15 protein-coding genes, 1 tRNA gene and 3 pseudogenes are annotated in these 20,700 nt (G+C 41.4%); 9 read left to right on the top strand and 10 right to left on the bottom strand.

Going from position 1 to position 20,700, the window contains the following annotated elements; all coding sequences use genetic code 11:
• Positions 1-389 precede the first annotated feature (389 nt).
• Positions 390-1,901: a BamA/TamA family outer membrane protein gene (locus V7K21_RS24780; protein ID WP_335177924.1), complete on the top strand. Its 1,512-nt coding sequence runs from the start codon at positions 390-392 to the stop codon at positions 1,899-1,901.
• Positions 1,902-2,225: 324 nt separating this feature from the next.
• On the opposite strand, the gene V7K21_RS24775 is transcribed toward V7K21_RS24780, so the two are convergent.
• The 3 genes and pseudogenes from V7K21_RS24775 to V7K21_RS30875 all read right to left on the bottom strand — a co-directional run bounded on the left by V7K21_RS24775 (position 2,226) and on the right by V7K21_RS30875 (position 3,058).
• Positions 2,226-2,298 (bottom strand) — tRNA-Phe (locus tag V7K21_RS24775).
• A gap of 262 nt (positions 2,299-2,560) precedes the next feature.
• Positions 2,561-2,876: pseudogene (locus V7K21_RS24770) on the bottom strand (ABC transporter ATP-binding protein); the annotation flags it as partial.
• Between the two features lie 80 nt (positions 2,877-2,956).
• Complete coding sequence (locus tag V7K21_RS30875; protein ID WP_442948919.1) at positions 2,957-3,058, bottom strand: hypothetical protein; 102 nt, start codon at positions 3,056-3,058, stop codon at positions 2,957-2,959.
• Positions 3,059-3,406: 348 nt separating this feature from the next.
• Here V7K21_RS30875 and V7K21_RS24760 point away from each other — a divergent pair, with 348 nt between their 5' ends.
• Positions 3,407-5,026: an iron uptake porin gene (locus V7K21_RS24760; RefSeq protein WP_335177922.1), complete on the top strand. Its 1,620-nt coding sequence runs from the start codon at positions 3,407-3,409 to the stop codon at positions 5,024-5,026.
• A 153-nt stretch (positions 5,027-5,179) separates the two neighbouring features.
• Here the strand turns inward: V7K21_RS24760 and V7K21_RS24755 are convergent, their stop codons facing one another.
• Entirely contained in the window at positions 5,180-5,896 is a 717-nt protein-coding gene (locus tag V7K21_RS24755; RefSeq protein WP_335177920.1) for an Npun_F0296 family exosortase-dependent surface protein, read from the bottom strand.
• 220 nt (positions 5,897-6,116) lie between these two features.
• Between V7K21_RS24755 and V7K21_RS24750 the strand changes: the two are divergent.
• Positions 6,117-6,410: pseudogene (locus V7K21_RS24750) on the top strand (carbohydrate porin); the annotation flags it as partial.
• Positions 6,411-6,628: 218 nt separating this feature from the next.
• Here V7K21_RS24750 and V7K21_RS24745 read toward each other — a convergent pair.
• Complete coding sequence (locus V7K21_RS24745) at positions 6,629-6,754, bottom strand: hypothetical protein (RefSeq protein ID WP_335177918.1); 126 nt, start codon at positions 6,752-6,754, stop codon at positions 6,629-6,631.
• 231 nt (positions 6,755-6,985) lie between these two features.
• Here V7K21_RS24745 and V7K21_RS24740 point away from each other — a divergent pair, with 231 nt between their 5' ends.
• On the top strand, positions 6,986-7,141 hold the full coding sequence (locus V7K21_RS24740; protein ID WP_335177916.1) for a hypothetical protein: 156 nt from the start codon (positions 6,986-6,988) through the stop codon (positions 7,139-7,141).
• Positions 7,142-7,249: 108 nt separating this feature from the next.
• On the opposite strand, the gene V7K21_RS24735 is transcribed toward V7K21_RS24740, so the two are convergent.
• Together V7K21_RS24735 and V7K21_RS24730 are read right to left on the bottom strand one after the other, a co-directional pair.
• Positions 7,250-7,636, bottom strand: a complete 387-nt coding sequence (locus V7K21_RS24735) for a hypothetical protein (RefSeq protein ID WP_335177914.1) — start codon at positions 7,634-7,636, stop codon at positions 7,250-7,252.
• A gap of 43 nt (positions 7,637-7,679) precedes the next feature.
• Positions 7,680-7,916, bottom strand: coding sequence for a hypothetical protein (locus tag V7K21_RS24730; RefSeq protein WP_335177912.1), 237 nt, complete (start codon positions 7,914-7,916; stop codon positions 7,680-7,682).
• Between the two features lie 483 nt (positions 7,917-8,399).
• Between V7K21_RS24730 and topA the strand changes: the two genes are divergently transcribed.
• The 5 genes from topA (at position 8,400) to V7K21_RS24705 (ending at position 16,513) form a co-directional block, all read left to right on the top strand.
• Complete coding sequence (gene topA / locus V7K21_RS24725) at positions 8,400-11,051, top strand: type I DNA topoisomerase (RefSeq protein WP_335177910.1); 2,652 nt, start codon at positions 8,400-8,402, stop codon at positions 11,049-11,051.
• Positions 11,052-11,316: 265 nt separating this feature from the next.
• Positions 11,317-11,457: a hypothetical protein gene (locus tag V7K21_RS24720; protein WP_273767644.1), complete on the top strand. Its 141-nt coding sequence runs from the start codon at positions 11,317-11,319 to the stop codon at positions 11,455-11,457.
• Positions 11,458-11,464: 7 nt separating this feature from the next.
• Complete coding sequence (aroQ, locus tag V7K21_RS24715) at positions 11,465-11,947, top strand: type II 3-dehydroquinate dehydratase (protein ID WP_335177908.1); 483 nt, start codon at positions 11,465-11,467, stop codon at positions 11,945-11,947.
• 434 nt (positions 11,948-12,381) lie between these two features.
• Positions 12,382-13,323, top strand: a complete 942-nt coding sequence (locus V7K21_RS24710; RefSeq protein ID WP_335177906.1) for an ADP-ribosylglycohydrolase family protein — start codon at positions 12,382-12,384, stop codon at positions 13,321-13,323.
• A gap of 457 nt (positions 13,324-13,780) precedes the next feature.
• Positions 13,781-16,513: an HD family phosphohydrolase gene (locus tag V7K21_RS24705; RefSeq protein WP_335177904.1), complete on the top strand. Its 2,733-nt coding sequence runs from the start codon at positions 13,781-13,783 to the stop codon at positions 16,511-16,513.
• Positions 16,514-16,682: 169 nt separating this feature from the next.
• On the opposite strand, the pseudogene V7K21_RS24700 reads toward V7K21_RS24705, so the two are convergent.
• The 3 genes and pseudogenes from V7K21_RS24700 to V7K21_RS24690 form a co-directional block, all read right to left on the bottom strand.
• Positions 16,683-16,805 (bottom strand): annotated as a pseudogene (locus V7K21_RS24700) (DUF2808 domain-containing protein); the annotation flags it as partial.
• A gap of 296 nt (positions 16,806-17,101) precedes the next feature.
• A complete protein-coding gene (locus V7K21_RS24695) occupies positions 17,102-17,779 on the bottom strand; it encodes a DUF6875 domain-containing protein (RefSeq protein ID WP_335177902.1) in 678 nt (225 codons plus the stop codon).
• Positions 17,780-18,625: 846 nt separating this feature from the next.
• On the bottom strand, positions 18,626-20,296 hold the full coding sequence (locus tag V7K21_RS24690) for an alpha/beta hydrolase (protein WP_335177900.1): 1,671 nt from the start codon (positions 20,294-20,296) through the stop codon (positions 18,626-18,628).
• Between the last annotated feature and the right edge of the window lie 404 nt (positions 20,297-20,700).

Raw genomic sequence — 20,700 nt, 5'->3', positions numbered from 1 at the left:
TAATTTCTGTTTGCTGAGAGATTCTACTTTATTCTTCTTGGGCTACAATTTCATCGATTAGGGATTGTTGTTGACTTCCGGTAAGATGGTCCAGCCACTCCCACGAATCATTAGACATTTGGTGAAATTAAATATGCGTTATGCAGAACCCTTGTAGAGACGCAAATTTCGCCTACATTCTTTTTCACCAGATGTCTATTGCCATCTTTGGGAGTATTGAGAGACTTCGGGGTAAAATAATCATACTTGCGTAGATATTTAGCAGAATTTAGCAGCCATTTTTACACTACTTGAGATGTTCCCGATGCCTGCTCCTTAAGAACTATAAGACTTACGCACAATAGATTCGCTCTATGTCGTAAACTTAATAACACTAACAGATTTTCAATATGCGAGTTCAAATAACTGTAGTTGCGATCGCGGTAATGTTAGTGGGTGGGAAAAATCCACAAGCCCTTGCAGACTTGCAATCTTCTACTCAGGATGGGGCTAGTGGTATTGTAACGCCGGAAGCTACGATCCATATAGAGGGAGGGTATGCCAAATATGGTAATTATATAGGAGCGACTTCAGGAGATAGCCAAGCGCTTGAATTTTACCAAAAAGTTGTCAAAGACATCCAGATTCGTTTTATTAATCACAAAAATGAGTTGCTCGATGACAAAGGTCAGTCAATTAAAGGGCGGACTCAGACAGATTTAATCATTGGTCTGCTGAGACTCAAACCCGGTCAGGTATTCCGTGAGGATTTGCTTCAAGCAGACTTGCAACGGTTGAGGAGATTAGAGTCATTTAATCAAGTAGATGTTAATCGAGAAGAAGATGCCTCCAGTGTTAATATCATTTATAAAATCAAAGAGCGTCGCTTTCCTTCTCTAATTTTAGGAGGCGGTAGTAACGATGATGTTGGGCTATACGGTCGGGTGGGTTATAAAGATGCAAATATCAGCGGTCTTAACGATAAATTAGATACAACTGTGCAATTTAGCACTAAAGATGTCCAGTTTAATAGTCAGTTCACTAGTCGTTATCGTCCTGGAGAACCAAACCGCTTAGGCTATAGCATTAGAAGTTTTCGTAGTCGAAATGTATCGGGAACCTTCAACGAAGATATCAGATTGGCTAACGGCAACAAAGTGCGGGAGGGAAGGTTTGGCGGTTCTGTGGGACTCTTACGCTCTTTCGATGACTGGGATACATCTGTGGCTCTCAACTATACCAGGATTAGCCTACGCGATCAAGAATATAACGTTGCACAGGTCGATAGATTAGGGAGTCCCCTATCTGTCAGCGGTACTGGTATTGATGACCTATTCACAGTATCATTTGCTGTATCCAGAGATCAACGCGATCGCCGAGACAATCCGACTCAAGGATCAATCCTCACCCTCAGTACAGAACAAGCGATTCCCATTGGACTGGGCAATATTTCCAGCAACCGCCTACGGGGAGACTATATTCAGTATTTACCAGTCAGTTGGATAGGTGATGGTAGACCAACCGACAATCCAGAAATGTTGGCTATTAATTTACAAATTGGCACAACTTTTGGAGACTTTCCACCAGCTGATGCTTTTAATATTGGTGGGCTAAATTCTGTTAGAGGTTACGGTTATGGTAAAGTTGCCAGTTGTCGGAGTTATGGTTTAGCTTCTGTGGAATATCGTTTCCCAATTTTTCAGTCAATAGGAGGAATTCTCTTTACTGACTTAGCCTCAGATTTCGGGTCTAGCGAAACCGTGCTAGGAGAACCAGGAGTGCTGCGAGACAAACCTGGAAGCGGCTTTGGCTATGGCTTAGGATTGAGACTTAAGTCATCCTTTGGGCTGATTCGAGGCGACTTAGGAATTAGCGACCAAGGAGAAGTTAGATTTGAAGTTACAACAGGTCAGCGATTTTAATCCCAACTGTAATTACTTTGCGTTCCTTTGCGTTAACTGATACTTTTTCGCCAACATTCATTAACAAATACACTTAGGAAATCGAAAAGTCAAGAAACTTTATCACACACAATTAAATGTTTATCAGAAAATATTTTGCTTAAAACAAAGGGAGCATTTGATGTCAAATCATTATTTCAAATTTTAGTACGGGCAGCAACGGGAGATACAATTTGCGACAAGCTACAAGCCATTTGTCCGACATAACTGGTAATCAGCTTTCCCTTTATACCAGATCCATGCCACTTTATGCGTTATGTCAAAAGTCAATTTGGCTGTAAAGAATGCCAGGAACCGGACTTGAACCGGTGACACGAGGATTTTCAGTCCTCTGCTCTACCAACTGAGCTATCCCGGCTGGGGCTTTTGTGAGCCACGATTAATCAATGTAGCAAACATAAAAGAAAATAGCAAGTCTTTGGAGAAAAATATTTATGCAGCTTTCAATCTCAACTTGAACCAGATCAAAACGGCTACAAATAGCACAAACGGGCCAGAAGCAAGGTTGAAAATACCTGATCCAATGATGCCAGCATTGAAGAAATTCATATTTATGGGCATTAATGTTGGTGCTGGTAGCGACTGAAACTTGGGCTGTAGGTTGCTAACAGGTTTTGCAATCAAAGGGCAATTTCCGGCTGATTAGTACAAACAATGTTTTGGTTAAGGCAAAGCACGCGATCGCAATAGCGATTTACCATATAAATATCATGAGAAACTTGCAATACGTCCAACTCTCCTCCCGCTTTGATTCATTTAGCAAAGCCTAAAATCTGTTGAACCTTGCACATCAACATTAGCAAAGCCTTCATCTAGTACTAACAGTTTCCGAGGCATTATCAAACAATAAGTCAATAAAATCCGCTTAAGTTCAGCACCGCTAAGAGTACTAATAACTTGATGCTGTAAATCATAAGCATCGGTTTGCCATAAAGCTTCTACTTCTATTCCACCAATTTCCAGAGAATCCAGAGGACGCATTAACTTCAAATCTTTGGAGAGGCTGGTTAAATTTGTTATCTACTACCTGGTTCACTAAATGAAGCTTTAACTTTGTACTTTTTTACAGCATTGACTGCATTTTGCACATCCCTTGGTGAAAGTTGATCTTCGGGAATTTGTACTACAGCAACTTGCTTCAGGTTATAGCGTTTAGCTAAATATCGAAACGCATCATAAGGTAATAGCGGATTGCCTTTTTCTAAATTTTACCATATAATGATTCTCATTCTTAAAATAGTCAGAGAATATCATTCTGCGTTTCCTGTGTAATGAATAATAACAAAACTTTTTCAGACGGTACAGCCCTTTACAATTTAGTTTTCCTTGAATAATTAGGATTTCTTGACTTTTTTTGTTAAAAAGTTTGCTTACTTCTGATAAGATTGCTGACAAATATTCTCAGAAAATACACGTTTAAAAAAATGTGGTTTGGGTGTGAATTGGAGATCAATGTGAGGAGAAAAATGCAAAAATTCTGTAAATATCTGCTAGTTAGTCCAGCAATCTGCGGTGTAATGCTATTTGTGAATACTGTTGCATTTGCAGGTGAAACATCTGGCAGGTCTGAAATCAATCAAGCGCAAGTTTTAGCTAATCCAGACACAAGAGCTACGAACATAGCGCCAGATCAGACAATGGCGCAAGTTACCTCCGTGTCTCAATTTTCTGATGTACAACCCACTGACTGGGCATTCCAAGCATTGCAGTCCTTGGTTGAGCGCTATGGCTGTATTGCCGGATACCCAAATAGCACTTATCGTGGTAATCGGGCATTAACGCGATATGAGTTTGCTGCTGGTTTGAATGCTTGTCTTGACCGCGTTAACGAACTTATTGCTACAGCCACTGGCGATTTAGTTAACAAACAAGATTTAGCCACATTACAAAAGCTGCAAGAAGATTTTTCAGCAGAACTTGCGACACTCCGAGGTCGTGTGGATGCAGTAGAAGCACGCAGTGCTGAATTGGAGGCGAATCGGTTTTCAACCACAACCAAACTGAATGGGGAAGTGGTAATTGCGATCGCGGATGTTATAAGTGGAAATACAGTTAATGGTCAAAAAGTCAACCAAAATACTGTCCTTGCAGATCGGGTGCGTCTGAACCTCGACACCAGTTTTACTGGTAAAGATTTACTCAGAACACGACTTCAGGCAACAAACCTAGATCCCTTCTCTCAGACTGCCACCTTTACACCAGAAGGTGACTTCCGATTTGCTGGTGGTAACAACAGTAATGGAGTAGTGATAGACGCACTGTTGTATCAGTTCCCTCTCGGTGATAAAACAGACATCATCCTGGAAGCAAATGCAGGTGCAATTGATGATTTCACTAACACAGTCAACCCGTACCTTGATGGGGACGGTGGTAGCGGTGCCCTTTCCCATTTTGGGACTCGCAACCCAATTTATTATCTAGTCAATGGTACTGGTATAGGAGTCAAACACGAGTTTAGTGATCAGCTGGAACTAAGCTTCGGCTATTTAGCGAATGATGCTGCTAACCCTCAGCTAGGCTCTGGACTGTTCAACGGTGCTTATGGTGCTATGGGGCAGTTAACTGTTAAGCCTAGCAAGCAAATTACCCTTGGTTTGACCTACATTAACGCCTATAAAAATACTTTTTTTGCCAATGGTAGTGGTGGTAGCAATAACGCTAATGACAACATATTGCAGAATGCTTCTAGCAACTCCTACGGTATTGAAGCATCCTTTCAACCTAGCTCAAAATTCGTGATTGGTGGTTGGGCTGGCTTAACCAAAGCTCGCGTTCTTTCAGTTGGTGATGCTGACATCTGGAACTATGCCGTCACACTGGCTTTCCCGGATCTTGGTAAAACAGGTAACATTGCAGGCATTATTGTGGGTATGGAACCTAAAGTTACCAGTGTGAGCAATTCTCTCAGCAATGCAGGTATCAACAAAGATCCAGACACTTCATATCACATTGAAGGTTTCTATCAATATAAGGTGAGTGACAATATCAGCATTACCCCAGGAGTTATCTGGTTAACAGGGCCAGATCATAACAATCAAAACGATGATATCGTCATTGGTACAGTCAGAACCACATTCACTTTCTAATTTTCCTAATTTTAGCTGAAGATGCAAATTAATTCTTTGTGTCCTTCGCTTTTTTAGATGATTCCAAAGTAAAAACCCAGCATTTTTGCTGGGTTTTATATTTTCAAACGAGAATGACATTGTTAATTTTTCAGACGGTGTAAATAGATGATTTTAAACTAACTTTAATTTCCGTTTCACAAATGAACCAGCACTCATAACACCGAACGCTAGCAAGCCAAATGTTGCAGTAGGTTCAGGGACACTAGCTAGTCTGTAGCTGTGGTTATCAGTTTCAAATGCAATACCAGTTGTTCTTAAAACTACCTTATCAAAACTCTCTCCTATACTAGTATTTGCTAACAAATTAACATAGACATTATTTGCATTACCACTCTGTTCACCATTCGCTGGAGCGTTTGGAACATCTGCGCCACTAAATGTTTTTAGTAAATTACCTCCACTATAGACATCCACAATGTTATATGTGTCTATTGACCCCCAGTAGAAGCCAAAGTAATCAATAGCCTTAGCAAAGGTAATAGTTTCATTACCAGTGTTTCCTGGAATATTCTGACCATTAGCTTGGGCACCTTGTGGCGCAACCGTTAAGTATTTGCTGGTATCACCGAAGGGGGCAGCATATTGACTATCTACACTCCCTTGGACAATTCCATTAGTTGCAGAGTAAGTAACAAATCCGTTTGGATCGGTTGCTGTCCCGGAATTGAAGTTGATCGTTGTAGCTCCTTGAATATTAGTATATTGACCTTCTCCTGCAACAGGTGTGGAACCTCCTTGAGTCAGGCTAACAGCGCCAGCTGGGTTAGCACTCATGCAAACAACTGCTGTTCCAATTAAAGCTAATGATAGTTTTTGTATAGTAAACATTGATTTATTTCCTTAATCATTTGATACCCATACCTTGGCATATCATCCGAGTATTTGTGTAGTAAGGAAGAATCATTTTTACCAAAACTATTTATTGAGCCAATAAATCTGAAGATAGCAAAAAGCTATTCAAAGTATAGGATGTGAAGACAATTGCGGACTAAAATATTTTATATATATATACGTAGATGAATATTAAACCTGTATTATTATTTGAGCTAACATCTGGAACTCTACCGTCACACTGGCTTTTCTGAAATTTGGTATAAAAAATAACATTTTAGGCATGATTGTGGGTATGGAACCTAAAGTTAGCAGTGTCAGCAATTCTCTCAGGAATGCAGGTATCAACAAGGATCCAGACACTTCAGATCACGTTGAAGGTTTCTATCAATATAAGCTGAGTGACAATATCAGCATTACCCCAGGAGTTATCTGGCTAATAGCGCCAGATCATAACAATCAAAACGATGATATCGTCATTGGTACAGTCAGAACCACATTCATTTTCTAACTTTAAAAATTTTCGATGCAAATTTATCTTTTACGTCTTTTGTTTTTTGTGTGATATCAAAAATAAAACCTAGCAAAAATGTTAGGCTTGATATTTCAAAACAATATATATAGAAATTCCAGGGCTATTTCATTTTCATTTAGCCCATGACCAGAAGGAAAGGTAATAGTTTTAGACTTTTTTAGTGTGGTTCTAAATGTGTAAAGCCCCTGAAGCCGTTATGTTTGTATAGCAAATTCTTCTGGTTCTATTCCCCAATTTACCCAGAAAATTGCCTCACGCGCTGAGTTCATATTCGGTGGAACACGCAAGGCGTGAATAAAACTTGTGCTAGGGCAAGTCATTTTTAATAAATTTTAATAAATCGGCTCGATATCCACATTATTATCAATTTTTAATAGTGTATATTTTTGCCAAGTATCTAATTCAATAGCTTGTAATTGTTGGCAAATTATAGCGTAACCAATACCCTGAATTAACACTCGGCGTAGTTTGGCGTTTTCCTCTAAGAAAAGCCATTCAGCTTGTCATTGCTACGGGTGGATTTTACCGTATTTTTCAGGTAAGGTTACACTGTGGTAGAAGTAAAAGCTATATCCATCGGTAAATTCAATAGCAGGATCGCCTTAAACGTGGAGAGTATTTTGATTATCAAAGCGCAGGTGAAGGGGGCGATCGCATACTATACAAAATTTTTCAAATGGAGAAATAAAACCACAATCCTTAATTAGCGCCTGAAATAAATTCCATTTGATTGAGTTATGAGTACAATTTAACACTGAAATACAGCAATCTATTAATGATGCGACATCTTACTCTGTATCATTTAATTTATTTATTCAAAGCATACCTAAGTACAATGAATCTTGCCTTAATAAAATATGAGCATCGCTAGAAAATTCTGCACTTAATTTATTAATAATTTCTATATGTAGCTGTTGATATATCTCACGCAAACCAAAAATTAACTTCCATAATCCCTGATATAACTTATATTTCAATTTGCTCTCCAAGTCACCATTAATGGCAGCCCAAGCAGCATAAAGACGATCAAAAAATAAAATCTCAGGCTCAGATAATCCCACAAATACATAAGCAGCTTTTACCACCTCGGTCACTTTTGCACGAGCAATTCGCTCAGTTGAAAGCGCGATCGCTCGCCACTTCTCTCGATAAACTGGAATCAAAGCCTCTTGCTCAGGCGTTAAATTTTCAATCAGCGACATATCGCCAACCTTCAGGCTCGTATTCCCGCTGAATTTTCACCATTCAATCACCTTGGGGAATAGAAATAGCTTTATGCTCCTCATGAGCTAGCAATGCCGACTCTGAAAACACACGCAAATAGAGTGTGCTATCTTTTTCGTATAATTGTGCGTTTCCCTGAGTAATGCGATGTTTATGCCCGGTAACTTCGCCTTCTGCCAAAGTTAAGTGAGGTATTTTTTGTCCTTCAATTTGCTGCACAGGCAGTAAGATTACATCACCTTGACGAATCGGTTGCATGGTTTTGCTTTCCTAACATGGGTACAAACCCCACTTCGCTTTTGCTCTCAAGTTTGGTTTAATTTTGGCACAAGCTTTATGAAAGTGGGCATTGGGCATTGGGCATTGGGGAGAATGAAAAATTTTACATCTTTCGCCTCTGCTCTTTGCTCTTTTGCTTCCCCATTCCCTATTCCCGATGCCCCATGCCCCATTCCCCAATTGACGTATTACACTTCTTGCAGGGTATTTTGAAAACTGTAGTCGCCAATTATGCGTTAGATAAGTTAAAGATTGAAATAGCTGGAAATTCACACCCAGCGTTACCCTCCCCTATCCTCTGGGAAAGACTGGGCCCTAAGTTCAGCGCATTTTCTCCCAAGCAGGGAGTTTATGTGAGGATTAAATCACCGCCCTAAGCGCGACCTTTTATCTTGACAATTTGCAAAAACTACCTCAATTTGACTGTTTTGCTTAGTAGCTCTTCTTTTTATTGAAATTTCCATGTCAACTCTCGTCATCGTCGAATCTCCAACCAAAGCTCGTACCATTCGCAACTACCTGCCATCAGGCTATCGGGTGGAGGCGTCTATGGGTCATGTGCGTGACCTCCCCCAGTCGGCTAGTGAAATTCCCGCTGCCGTCAAGGGGGAAACATGGGCGCAGCTAGGGGTAAATGTGGACGCCGACTTTGAACCGGTATATGTTGTCCCGAAAGACAAAAAGAAAATTGTTACCCAACTCAAAGATGCCCTCAAGGATGTAGATGAACTGATTCTGGCAACGGACGAAGACCGGGAAGGCGAAAGCATTAGTTGGCATTTATACCAATTGCTCAAGCCGAAAGTTCCGACTAAGCGGATGGTGTTTCACGAAATTACCCAAGACGCGATCAAAAAAGCGTTGAAAAACTGCCGCAATATCGATGAGCAGTTGGTTCGCGCCCAAGAAACGCGGCGGATTTTAGATCGACTCGTGGGCTATACCCTGTCTCCCCTGCTATGGAAAAAAATCGCCTGGGGATTATCTGCTGGGCGAGTGCAATCTGTAGCCGTGCGACTTTTAGTCACTAGAGAACGCCAACGCCGTGCTTTCCATGAAGGTACGTACTGGGATTTGAAAGCCAGTTTGTCAAAGGAAAAAACCCCCTTTGGTGCCCAGTTGGTCACATTGGGAGGAAGCAAAATCGCTAACGGCAGCGATTTTGACGCAACGACTGGACAAATTACCGCAGGTCGCAATGTCTTGTTGCTAAACGTTGACCAAGCAGTAGCCCTCAAGGAACGCCTGACTGGGAAAACCTGGAATGTTGCTGACATCGAAGAACGCCCAGTGACGCGCAAACCTGCACCACCGTTCACTACCTCGACGCTGCAACAAGAATCTAACCGGAAACTGCGCCTCTCAGCTCGTGACACGATGCGGGTTGCCCAGAATTTGTACGAGCAGGGGTATATTACCTATATGCGGACAGATTCAGTGCATTTGTCAGATCAGGCGATCGCAGCTGCTCGGAGTTGTGTAGAAAAGCTCTACGGTCAACAATACCTTAGTCCCCAACCTCGGCAATACACTACCAAATCCAAAGGCGCACAAGAGGCGCACGAAGCAATTCGTCCAGCAGGTAGCAGCTTCCGCACTCCCCAAGAAACTGCTTTGGGCGGTCGAGAACTTGCCGTTTACGATTTGATTTGGAAGCGCACTGTCGCCTGTCAAATGGCTGATTCCCGCCAAACTCAAATTACCGTGCAATTGCAAGTTGAGGACGCTGGATTCCGTTCTTCTGGTAAACGGATTGAATTTCCTGGATACTTACGTGCCTACGTCGAAGGTTCAGATGACCCAGAAGCAGCACTGGAAGACCAGGAAGTAATTTTGCCGAATCTGAAAGTGGGAGATCATCCGAATTGTACAGATTTAGAAGCAGTTGGTCATGAAACCCAACCACCAGCTAGGTACACCGAAGCTACTTTGGTGAAAACCTTGGAAAGCGAAGGTATCGGTCGTCCCAGTACCTATGCCAGCATCATTGGCACAATTATCGACAAGGGTTATGCCCAATTGGTGAGTAACGCTCTCATTCCTACCTTCACCGCTTTCGCTGTCACCGACTTGCTGGAAAAACATTTCCCAGACATCGTTGATCCCAGTTTTACCTCGAAAATGGAGCAAACGCTTGATGACATTGCCACAGGTGAAGCGAAATGGCTACCCTACTTGCAGCAATTCTATCTGGGAGAAAAAGGGCTGGAAACCCTGGTAAAAGAACGGGAAAGTCAAATTGATGCCCCCAAAGCTAGGACTGTAGAACTGGAGAATCTAGATGCTAAAGTCCGCATTGGTAAATATGGCCCCTACATTGAAGTCGAAAATGGTGAGGGGGTTATCACCGCTTCAATTCCCAAAGACTTGACACCAGCAGACCTCGACCCCAAACAGGTAGAAGTATTGCTACGTCAAAAAACCACAGGCCCTGACCAGGTAGGTCGCCATCCCGAAACTGGCGAACCGATTTATGTGAAAATTGGTGCTTATGGTCCTTATGTTCAATTGGGTGACAAAACCGACGAAAACCCCAAACCGAAACAAGCCTCCCTACTCAAAGGTGTTACCCCAGAAACCGTTACCCTGGAAATGGCTGTTGGTCTGTTGGCACTACCCCGAACGTTAGGGGTTCATTCAGTTACTGGCGGCAAAATCCAAGCAAGTTTGGGACGCTTTGGCCCTTATGTGGTTCATGACCAGGGTAAGGAAGGGAAAGACTACCGCTCCCTAAAAGCTACTGATAATGTATTGACAATTACCCTAGAACGTGCATTTGAACTGTTATCCGAACCAAAAAAGGGACGCAGTTCCACCAACAGCAAGTCCAAGGCAGCTTTACGCGAATTGGGTACACATCCAGAGGATGGGGAAACAATTAACATCTACGATGGCCCCTATGGCCCTTACATCAAGCATGGCAAAACTAATGTGAGTATCCCAGAAGGTCAATCGGTAGAAGATGTAACCCTGGCTGCGGCGCTGAACTTGTTGGCAGCTAAGGCATCGACAGCGAAATCGACTCGCAAAACGAGTAAATCAACGAGTTCTAAATCTAAGTTAACTGCTAAGTCATCAACGACTGCTGCGAAAAAAAAGGGTACAGAAGGTTAATTACAAGTCAAGAGTCCAAAGTCCGATCCTTAACTCTTGAACTCTTGACCCTAGATATCCATCCTTGATAGGATGCAGTTCGGTAGGTGCAAGTGTGATAATCTAAAAAGTAAGGGAAAACACAACGCCAAATTTTAGAAGTGGCTTATGTCCCAAACACGGGATTGTGGATCAGCCCGGTTGGAAGCCAGAGGTGCGAAAATATGCCATTTTCTGCGTACCTGTTAATCAAAAATTGAGGTAGTATCTCAGGAGCGGTCAGTTCATGGACTATATAGAAAAGGTAGTGGAAAAGCTTAAGGAATTAGCACGTAGGCTAATTGAGAGCCTGTTAGGACCAGAGGCTGAACCGGAACCGGAACTGATTCCGATTCCTGTGAACGATCGCTCGCGTCGTCGCCACTAGCCCGAAAGTGCTGAACTCGACTTTACAACCCTTAAGCATTCTGGCACTGCACGGGCCAAACTTGAATTTGCTAGGACAGCGAGAACCAGGAATTTATGGTTCTTTGACACTAGCTCAAATTAACCGCCTGTTAGAAGAAGAAGGATTCAAGTTACAGGCGAAAGTTTTTCCTGTGCAGTCAAATCATGAAGGAATTTTGGTAGATACTATTCATGGGGCATTAGGACAACATCAGGGAATTTTGATTAATGCAGGGGCATATACCCATACAAGTGTGGCATTGCGAGATGCGATCGCTGCTGTTAATTTGCCTACAGTAGAAGTACATCTAAGTAATATTTACCGCCGGGAAGATTTTCGCCATCACTCATACATCGCTCCAGTAGCAATCGGGCAAATAAGTGGTTTTGGCGGACAAAGTTACTTGTTAGGCTTACAAGCCTTGGTGCATTTTTTAAGAAAAGATGAAGAATCAATCAGTTATAAGTAGCTAGGCGTAAATAAATTAAAGTTTGTAGTGAGTTAGCACGGTCTTCTCTTTTGGCGTTAGCCTGCATCAATGTAAGAAGTAGGGGACTGACAAAAAATAATTTATCCAAAATTATTTGTACATTTGTAGCAGGGGCGCAAGGCCTTGCGCCCCTGCGATGGGATGTTTTTTTTTACTGGAAGTCGCTGGAGCCACTACCGTCTTCTCTTAAGGGGAGACAATGCCTGTTTGAGTCAGACGCTCCTACATCGCTCTAAGCGAACGCAAGAGCGTTTCTAAGAGTTGCCATCCCGCAGGCTTTAGGCTGCGTTACCCTATTCATGCCTACCTACTTAGAGTTTAGACTTTGGATTAAATTTTTCAATCTAAAATCTTCAACTGAACGAACGTAAGAGCGTCTTGTAGAGAAGCCGAAGTCCAAAATCAAAAATTGTATGCGTTATTCTCCTATAAGTCGGTTTAGAGGTACTTTACTCGGAGCATTCCTGGGGGAAAGTTTAGCCACTGGTGGTAAAATCAAGTCTCAGAGTTACCTGGATTTGGGCAGAATGGCGGTTTTGGGTACTGAAAGTTTGATTACCTTGGGTAGATTAGATTTAGATGATTGGATAAGGCGTCAGCAACAAGAATCTCTTCATTTAGCAGCAACTGATGACATCTCGATAAAAATAATTCTTGCGACACTACCAGTAACGCTTTTTTTTCACGAAAATCTAATTAAGCTCCGACAAAACTTGCTGCATGTACTCAAAATCTGGGAGGATGACCCAGTAGTAAGGGATGGAACACTAGCAGTAGGATATGCGATATCTCTTGCTTTAACTGAAAAACTCGATCCCCTAACCCTCATCCCGCAAATAATTTCTTTTCTCGGAGAAACACCGACATCAATACCAAAAAAATTATTAAGAGTTCAAAATTTATTAGAGCAAGGGGCTGGATTGTCAAGGGCACAAGCTGAGTTTGCTAGGCAAGAAGAGCTAAGTAACACTATTGCTTTGGCATTTTACTGCTTTTTGAGTACCTTGGAAGACTTTCGCCTTGCAGTTTTGCGGGCTACTCACAATGACAATTTCAAAGTGGAAGATGCTACGCCTCTAAGCTCACAGGCTACAAGTGCAATTACTGGTGCTTTATCAGGAGCATATAACGGTATAGGTGGAATTCCCGTAAATTGGCAAGTCTTGCTTTTGCAGAGGAATTCCTCGGTATGGGGACTAACTAGCTTTTCCCAAATGTTAAAATTAACCGATGCATTTGTGGCAGTGTGGTCAGGAGTGTATAATTTTGCCCTGCATCCAAGCGAGTTAACAGAGGAGGGATCTGAGGCTTTGCTTGCAGTTTATGCAGCTCCTCGCGTAATTCGGTCGCGTTAATCCTGTTTTCACCGAACAACAGTGCGGATGCCAAACGCTGAAAACTACACAATCTAGCCAACAACTAAAAAACTTACTACTAAAACAAAACTTGGGTCTTAAGGTTCTTATTAAAGGTAAGTAAGTGGGCAAGAATAAATAAAACTATGTTACGCAATGTAAAATTAATTCAATTAGCTAGTACTAAGGCCTTCAGCCTTTAAAATAGGTCTGTATCTGCTTATTACAAACCTCTAATTATTCACGCCCACTTACTTATGCAAACTGACGCCACAATGTACTAGTCTTATATACTAGAATTTTTCAGCAAACCCTCAGACTGATTCTGTAGGTAGCTATTGTGGCAAATCGGCAACAAAAAAGCCCCCGCTACCGTAGTTGCAGCAGCCGCAGATAAAACTTCCCTGATGATTGTCTTATTTTGAGCTATCAAAGTCAGCAATTGCAGGCAGAGATAATGAAAATCCAGCAATTTTTGCAGTTCTTAACCCAGCAATTAACTCACTGGCGGCGACAGTACAAAGGACTACGCCGTAAAGGAAAGTTAATGAGAAGTCCCAAAAGCAAAAGCCATAGAAGGGAACTTCTAAAGACTATTTTTAAGAATGTAATCTTATTTTTATCAAAAACCAATGACAAAAGCGTAGGTGCAGCCCGCCGTAGGCATCGCCAAAAACAAGAAACAGCGCTCAAGTCAAAGGCAGAATCGGTCAAAACTAAGAGTAGCATTTATACAGTCGGTTTAAATTGGGTGCATGAACAGCGTTTCTTGGTGATTTTAGCGATCGCTATAGTCTCCCTCACAGGCGTTATTGGCCATAAATTATATAACCAAACTCAACTCCAAGTAGGAAATCCCGCGCCCCAAACGATTACAGCACCTTACACAGCTAGCATTGAAGATCAGAAAAAAACAGAATCCAAGCGCAAAGCCGTTAGTAAAAGTTCCTTACAAATGTTGATGGTTGATGCACGAATGAATCAACAAATCAACGAAAATTTGCAACAACTTCTAGATGATGGCTATGAAATTCGCACCATTGCTGGAGCTTTTCCTTTTTTTGATCCTGTAGTTTTGTCCATCTCTACCCAGCGTTATCTCCGCTCTTGTCCTAGCCAGGAATGGCAAGCACTGCTAGTAGCTGTAGAAAATAGTAAAAATCAGCAGAAGAAAGGAACAGGACGAACCGCCTCCCGTTCATCATCTATAGCTGCACCTAATCAGGAACGCCAGCCGCTCACAATACCCAAATCTGATTCTCAGAATCCAGAAAAGACAGAGCCAGTTGATTTTTCTCAAAACACTGACTTTACTCAAGCAGTAGCAGAACTAGAATCTTACCGTGTCACAATTTCTGAGAAAAACTTGTCTTTACTGATTGCCCAAATTTCCCAAGCACGCCAAAGATACACCCAAGCCACTGCCAAACTTTTAAAATTAGAGACTGTTACCCCAGAAGTAGTATACGAGGAATCCCTGCTTTTGGATTTGTCAGATGTGGAGTGGGAAAAAACACAAATGGGAATCCATCAGAGTGCAGAGCGGATTCTCACCCAAGGCATCCCGCAAGGACTGCCAAAAAATATCTTAGAAAATGCAGTGAGTTTACAATTGCAAACCTCTGTACCAGAATCCGCTGAAACTTTGGCAAAGAAGCTATTGTTAGCTGTACTCAAGCCGAATTTGCAAGAAGATGAAGAACAAACGAGACAAAACGCTCAAAAGGCTGCTGCTGGGGTGCCACCCGTGATGGTGAAGATCCGGCATGGTGAGGTGATTGTCAAAAAAGGAGAGCAGATTACTGCATGGAACTTTCAGGTGTTGGAACATTATCACCTGATTCGCTGGGAATTAAAGTGGCAAGAATTGGTGAAGTTAGCAGGCGTGATTGCGATCGCCATTAGTATTTTTGTCTGGGTAGAACGGCATATTCATTACGAATTGCGACAACGCGATCGCCTATTGGTGTTATTGCTGACTCTGAGTGTGCCAGGTGTGATCACAATCGGATTGCCTTATACAACCTGGAGTGCCCTTAGTCTATTATTGGGAAGCTTCTACGGCCCCACTTTGGGCTTGACAGTTGTCGGACTGCTGTTGCCGATATTAGGCATTAGCTTGGATATGAGCAAGGCTGCGCTTTTAGCTGGTGTTGGAGGAGGAATATTAGGTAGTTACATTGCACAACGATTGCGATCGCGTGAAGAATTAGCATTATTAGGTGTTGCGATCGCCTTAACTCAGGGTAGTATTTATCTGGTTGTTAAAATCTTAATTGGTCAAGCATTTGGTTCAACCTGGTATATCGTCCTTCGAGAAGCCGGATTGTTTGCTTTATCTGGTTTAGGTTGGAGTATCGTAGCTTTAGGGTTGAGTCCTTATCTAGAAAAACTTTTTGATTTAGTCACTCCCATCCGTTTAGCAGAGTTGGCGAACCCTAATCGCCCCTTATTAAAACGACTCGCTACTGAAACTCCCGGAACTTTTCAACATACGTTATTTGTGGCTACCCTTGCCGAAGCTGCTGCCAAAGAACTAGGATGCAACGTTGAACTAGTCAGGGCTGGCACATTATACCACGATATTGGCAAAATGCACGACCCCCTTGGCTTTATTGAAAATCAAATGGGGGGGCCGAATAAACACGATACCGAGATTAAAGACCCTTGGAAGAGTGGAGAAATTATCAAAAAGCACGTAACTGAAGGGTTGGTGATGGCGCGTAAACACCTTTTGCCTACAGCGATTCAAGCTTTTATTCCAGAGCATCAGGGAACGATGTTGATTGCCTATTTCCATCACCAAGCCCAGCAAATGGCTCAGGAAGATCCAAGTTTAACAGTAGACGACGCAGATTTTCGCTACGATGGCCCAATTCCCCAATCACGGGAAACCGGAATTGTCATGTTAGCAGATTCTTGCGAAGCAGCGCTGCGATCGCTGCAAGCATCGGCTAAACCTCTGCTAGAGAAGCGATCACTTAAAGATGTCTCTACCGAACAAGCTTTAGCAATGCTCAATAATATTCTGCGTGCCAAATGGCAAGACAATCAACTCGTAGATTCAGGACTAAAACGGGAAGAAATGTCACAGATTGCTCAGATATTTGTGGATGTTTGGCAGCAATTTCACCATAAACGGATTGCTTATCCTAAGTTGAAGGCTAGTAGCGTTGCGCGAAATTCGTAATTCGGATATATAGCAGTCCTAATCATTTGTAAAAATAAATTAACCGCAAAGAGCGTAGACAGAGAGTTGGGTCTGTGGCGAAAACTTTCTCAAAAAAATAAAGGAGAAGTATAATTATTATCCTCAATGGTTAAAATCACAGATTCTGCGTCGAATGTGTTAAATGAACTTAATTCCCTGTAGTCATGGGTGCGTAAAATTGCAAGCGACCGATGCCGAGAAATTGACCAGCGGTTTGCTCACCAGAGGGAAAAGCCTTCACACCAAATAAATAGACGCCATCATAAAAAGGACAGATATTTAAATTTAAATTTAACTAGTATTTTTACCATGATTTTTATTTGATGCTACCTGCACTTAGCTATTATAACTAGCAGAAAATTCGTCATTTTCATCCCAGTCATTCCAAACTGTAGCCAACCTTACTGACGGTTTCAAAATGCGGTTAAATTCAATAAAAGTTGATTATGGGTTGAACTAATGGAAAGATTTGAAGCACGTTAAAATTACATTTTATTGATTTTGTCAAGTTCTTTTAAAAACTAATTTCAGGCGATCACCCCGAATTCAAATATTTTATTTTATATGCTAATACACCAAATTTTTGTCTTTAAGTTCTTTTTTCGCTAAAGCCAATGCTTGATGAGCATTTTTAAACTTTGTTTCATCTGTAAATTTATTACCAAAACACTTTAAATAAGCTTCTAGATACCTAATACGTAAGCGTGGATCAGCCGGACTCTCAAGAAAGGGAAGGTCAAGTTCAACCATAAACCGAATAGCCAACAAGGGGATAGGACTACGAAGTGGACGAAAGTTTGGGTTGTGCAAACCAGGACTTTCATTACGTTTATGAAATTCTCCTATCATCAGTCCTGACTCAACAAACAAAGGTTTAAGTTTTTGTTGTACACTATCTATTAGCTTACAAGCATCTTCTATATGGATATCAGGAAAGATAAGTAAAAAAGTTCTATTTATTGCCAATTCCTGCTCTTTAACTTCCATCTTAAGAAAGATATCTCGGTAGCGTTTAACAACTTCTTCTAATTGTTCTGGGTACAAATCTTTTGTATGAATAACCGCCAGACGAATACTGTTTGACTTGAGAGAGTGAGGTACAAAAGGGCAGACGACACCCGGCCTTCCTAAGTTAGGATGAGGTCTTGCTAAAAAACTTTTCACCCACTCCAAAATTTCAAGTAAGTAAGGAAGGTCTTCGTATTGCTGGAGTTGTTTGATTTCAAGAGGTGTATAGAGTTGCATAAGCTTAAGTAAAATTAAATAATTGTTTAATTACGAATCCAAAACTATTTTTACAATATTAAATGTCTGAAATCCAATTATTATCTAAGTAAACAAAACAAGTTTTGATATTTTTTTTGGTTCATCTGTGGCTTGTAGCAAATAAAAATGCTCTAGCCTTTTTGTGATTTTTAAAATAATTATGCTAATAAATACACAAACTTGTTTTCACACTAAGCAACTTGTGTTCATTTATTTTTGGTATTGTAACTTGATACTACATATATATTGTTCAGTAGATGCTCCTACTTTTTTTTACACTCTCAAGTTTCTATTATTTTTAGCTAAAATATTATAAAGTTTATGTCTAAATAATTCTTTTTACTGTAAAACTTTAGTATTGTTTCGATAGCAACTATAGGCTTAATATCAAGTTAATCTAATTTAGTATAAATAAAATTTATGTATAAATAGTTATTTTTACTGTAAAAATTTAGTTATCATACAGTAACTATACGTCTAGTATCAAGCTGTATAATATCATACAAGTTAAGTTAGCAAAAATTAAGTCCAATTTTATAAGCTGTACATTACTTGAGTAGGTTGGCGTAAAAATTTGTCGTTGGGATGAGTTAGGAAGCAGGAGGGAAGAGGGTTTTAGCCTAGTTCATCAATATAAACAGAGTTTGGTTTTATCGTATCAACTGACTTATCTATTAATCATAGAGGAGGCAGGATGAGCAGCGGCTTCTGCCGTTTTGCGTATCCCTACTCTTAGTTCTAAGCGGAGGAAACCTCTACTCAGACAACTCTGGGCAATGCACTGGCTCCCTTACAAAATTGGATATTTTTTTAATTGGAAGTCCCTTATTTCTCAACAAATTCTTTCACCACTGCCATAGCATCAGGAGGAATCTGTGTAATTAGGCGAAATGGAAATGCGGCAGTTGAAGCAAACTGGGCATAATCTGATGTCAGAAAGATAGCGTAGTTTTTAGCTTCTGGAGTCATCTGTGCAGCAAACGCCAAAGCTAGAGCTTTAACGTACTTGCGAACATCTGCTGCTTGTTCACCCACAACTTCACCGCCACTAATTGGTGTATTCGGTTGTCCTATCTGATCCAAAGTCTTACTGGGGTCTTTTACACTCAGATGAGTACCCCCAACTATGCCAACTAGCCATTTGGGAGATGGAATTTTGTTAAATCCTATAATCTGTTCAGTTAAAGCTGGGGTGGTTTTATCTGCGGAACCTGCTAACACTAGGGTAGGAACTTGCACTTTAGTTAACCCAGTTTCGCCAAAAATCAGAGAAGTTGTAGGATTGAGAGCGATCGCCTGTTTTATTCTGGTATCCCGTAGTTGATAGCTATTTTCTGGTAGTTCTTGAGCGATGCACTGTATAGCTTCTCCCAGACTCAAGCTAGTCAAGTTCTTTTTGCACCGTTGTTTGAGATGTTCGAGTTGTAACTCGGCTCCAGCAACTGCTAAAGCTGTACCACCACCAAAAGAATAGCCAACAACCATCACTTTATTGGTTGCAAGTTTCCCTTGAAGCGGATTATTAGCTGTTTGATTGAGTTTTTCTAATTCATCAAGAACAAAACTAATATCTTGAGGGCGATTCAAAAACTCCTGAGGCTTCATAACTCTGGTTTTACCTTGAAATGCGAAGTTTATATTTGCCTCATTACTACCGGGATGTTCTAAAGCTGCTACCACATAACCGTGGGATGCTAGATGTTCTGCTAGGTAACGCAAGTCCGTGCGGACTGACCCGAAGCCGTGAGAAAAGACAATTAAGGGTTTATTGGCAGTCGCAGCAGTTGACCAGTAAATATCAACTGGAATTTGGCGATCGCGCTTTTGGTCATTCAGGCTTAAGTTGAGTATTTTTACTTGAGCTATTCCTGGTTGGCTGGGATCAAAAGGGAAAGCAATCTGCGGTGTTTTCGGGTCGAGTTGGGGAACGATGTCTGACGACAAGCCGCTACGTGTCAACGCTAGCATAAATTGCTGGGTACGCCAAAAAGCTGTGTTCAAACTCCTTGCAACTATTAAAGCCTGTGGCAAATTAATTTCTAGGCGTTTACTGGGATAAGCAGCGATAAAACTCAATATAGAAAGACCCTGCGGTGCAGTAGAGCCTAATACCAATCCTGCTCTGAGTGCTTGTACGCCAGCTTTATCTTTTCGGGCTAAGGCCGTAGCGAAGTCATTGAGAATAGTTGTGCCAATCTGAGTATTAACTAACTTATTAACAGTGACAACACTCATCGGTACATTCATGCCCAACGCCCCCAAGAGGAAGCGGCGTTGTTGTTCAGATAATTTTTTAACGTAAGGCTGCAAACTCCCAGACAATTCCCCAGTTTTTGCAGCCTTTTGCAACTCAGCAAGGGAGATGGATCCCGTAAATAAACCCAAACGCACAACAACTGTGTCAGCCGCAATCGCCGAAGTATTTGCCCCGAATGTCAGTACAATTGCGCTAAAGAAACCCGCAACTGTTTTAATATTTCCCCAACTTCTTCCCATAAACTTTTATACCAATTGTTATTTACGGGAATATAACCAATATTTGTGTATTTGACTACTCTATTAATTGTCTAGAAACAAAAGCAAATTTTTTCTTGAACTTGATAGCGATGTCTTTGGTGGTCACTGAGCGACTGGTGAGCGCACTTGTACTGAACGTAGCCGAAGTAGTAGAACCATGCCGTATCCCTACTCTTAAGCAAGCTAGCAAGAGCGTCTTGTATGTAGAGAAGTGCGGGCTATGACGCTCGTTCGCGCCAGCGTGCCGTAGGCAAGACTCGCTAACACAACTCTTAGAGACGCTCTTGTGTTCGTTATCAGCGTCGCTTTTATATCCTCAAAGCATCTGCTAATGCGAACAGAGCTATATCAAAAGCATAACAAAAGCAACGAATTGTAGAATT

The organism is Nostoc sp., assembly GCF_036919595.1.
Classification (GTDB): Bacteria; Cyanobacteriota; Cyanobacteriia; order Cyanobacteriales; family Nostocaceae; genus Nostoc.
Note: the sequence above shows the minus strand (reverse complement) of the source record. Positions and strands in the feature narration are given on the sequence as shown.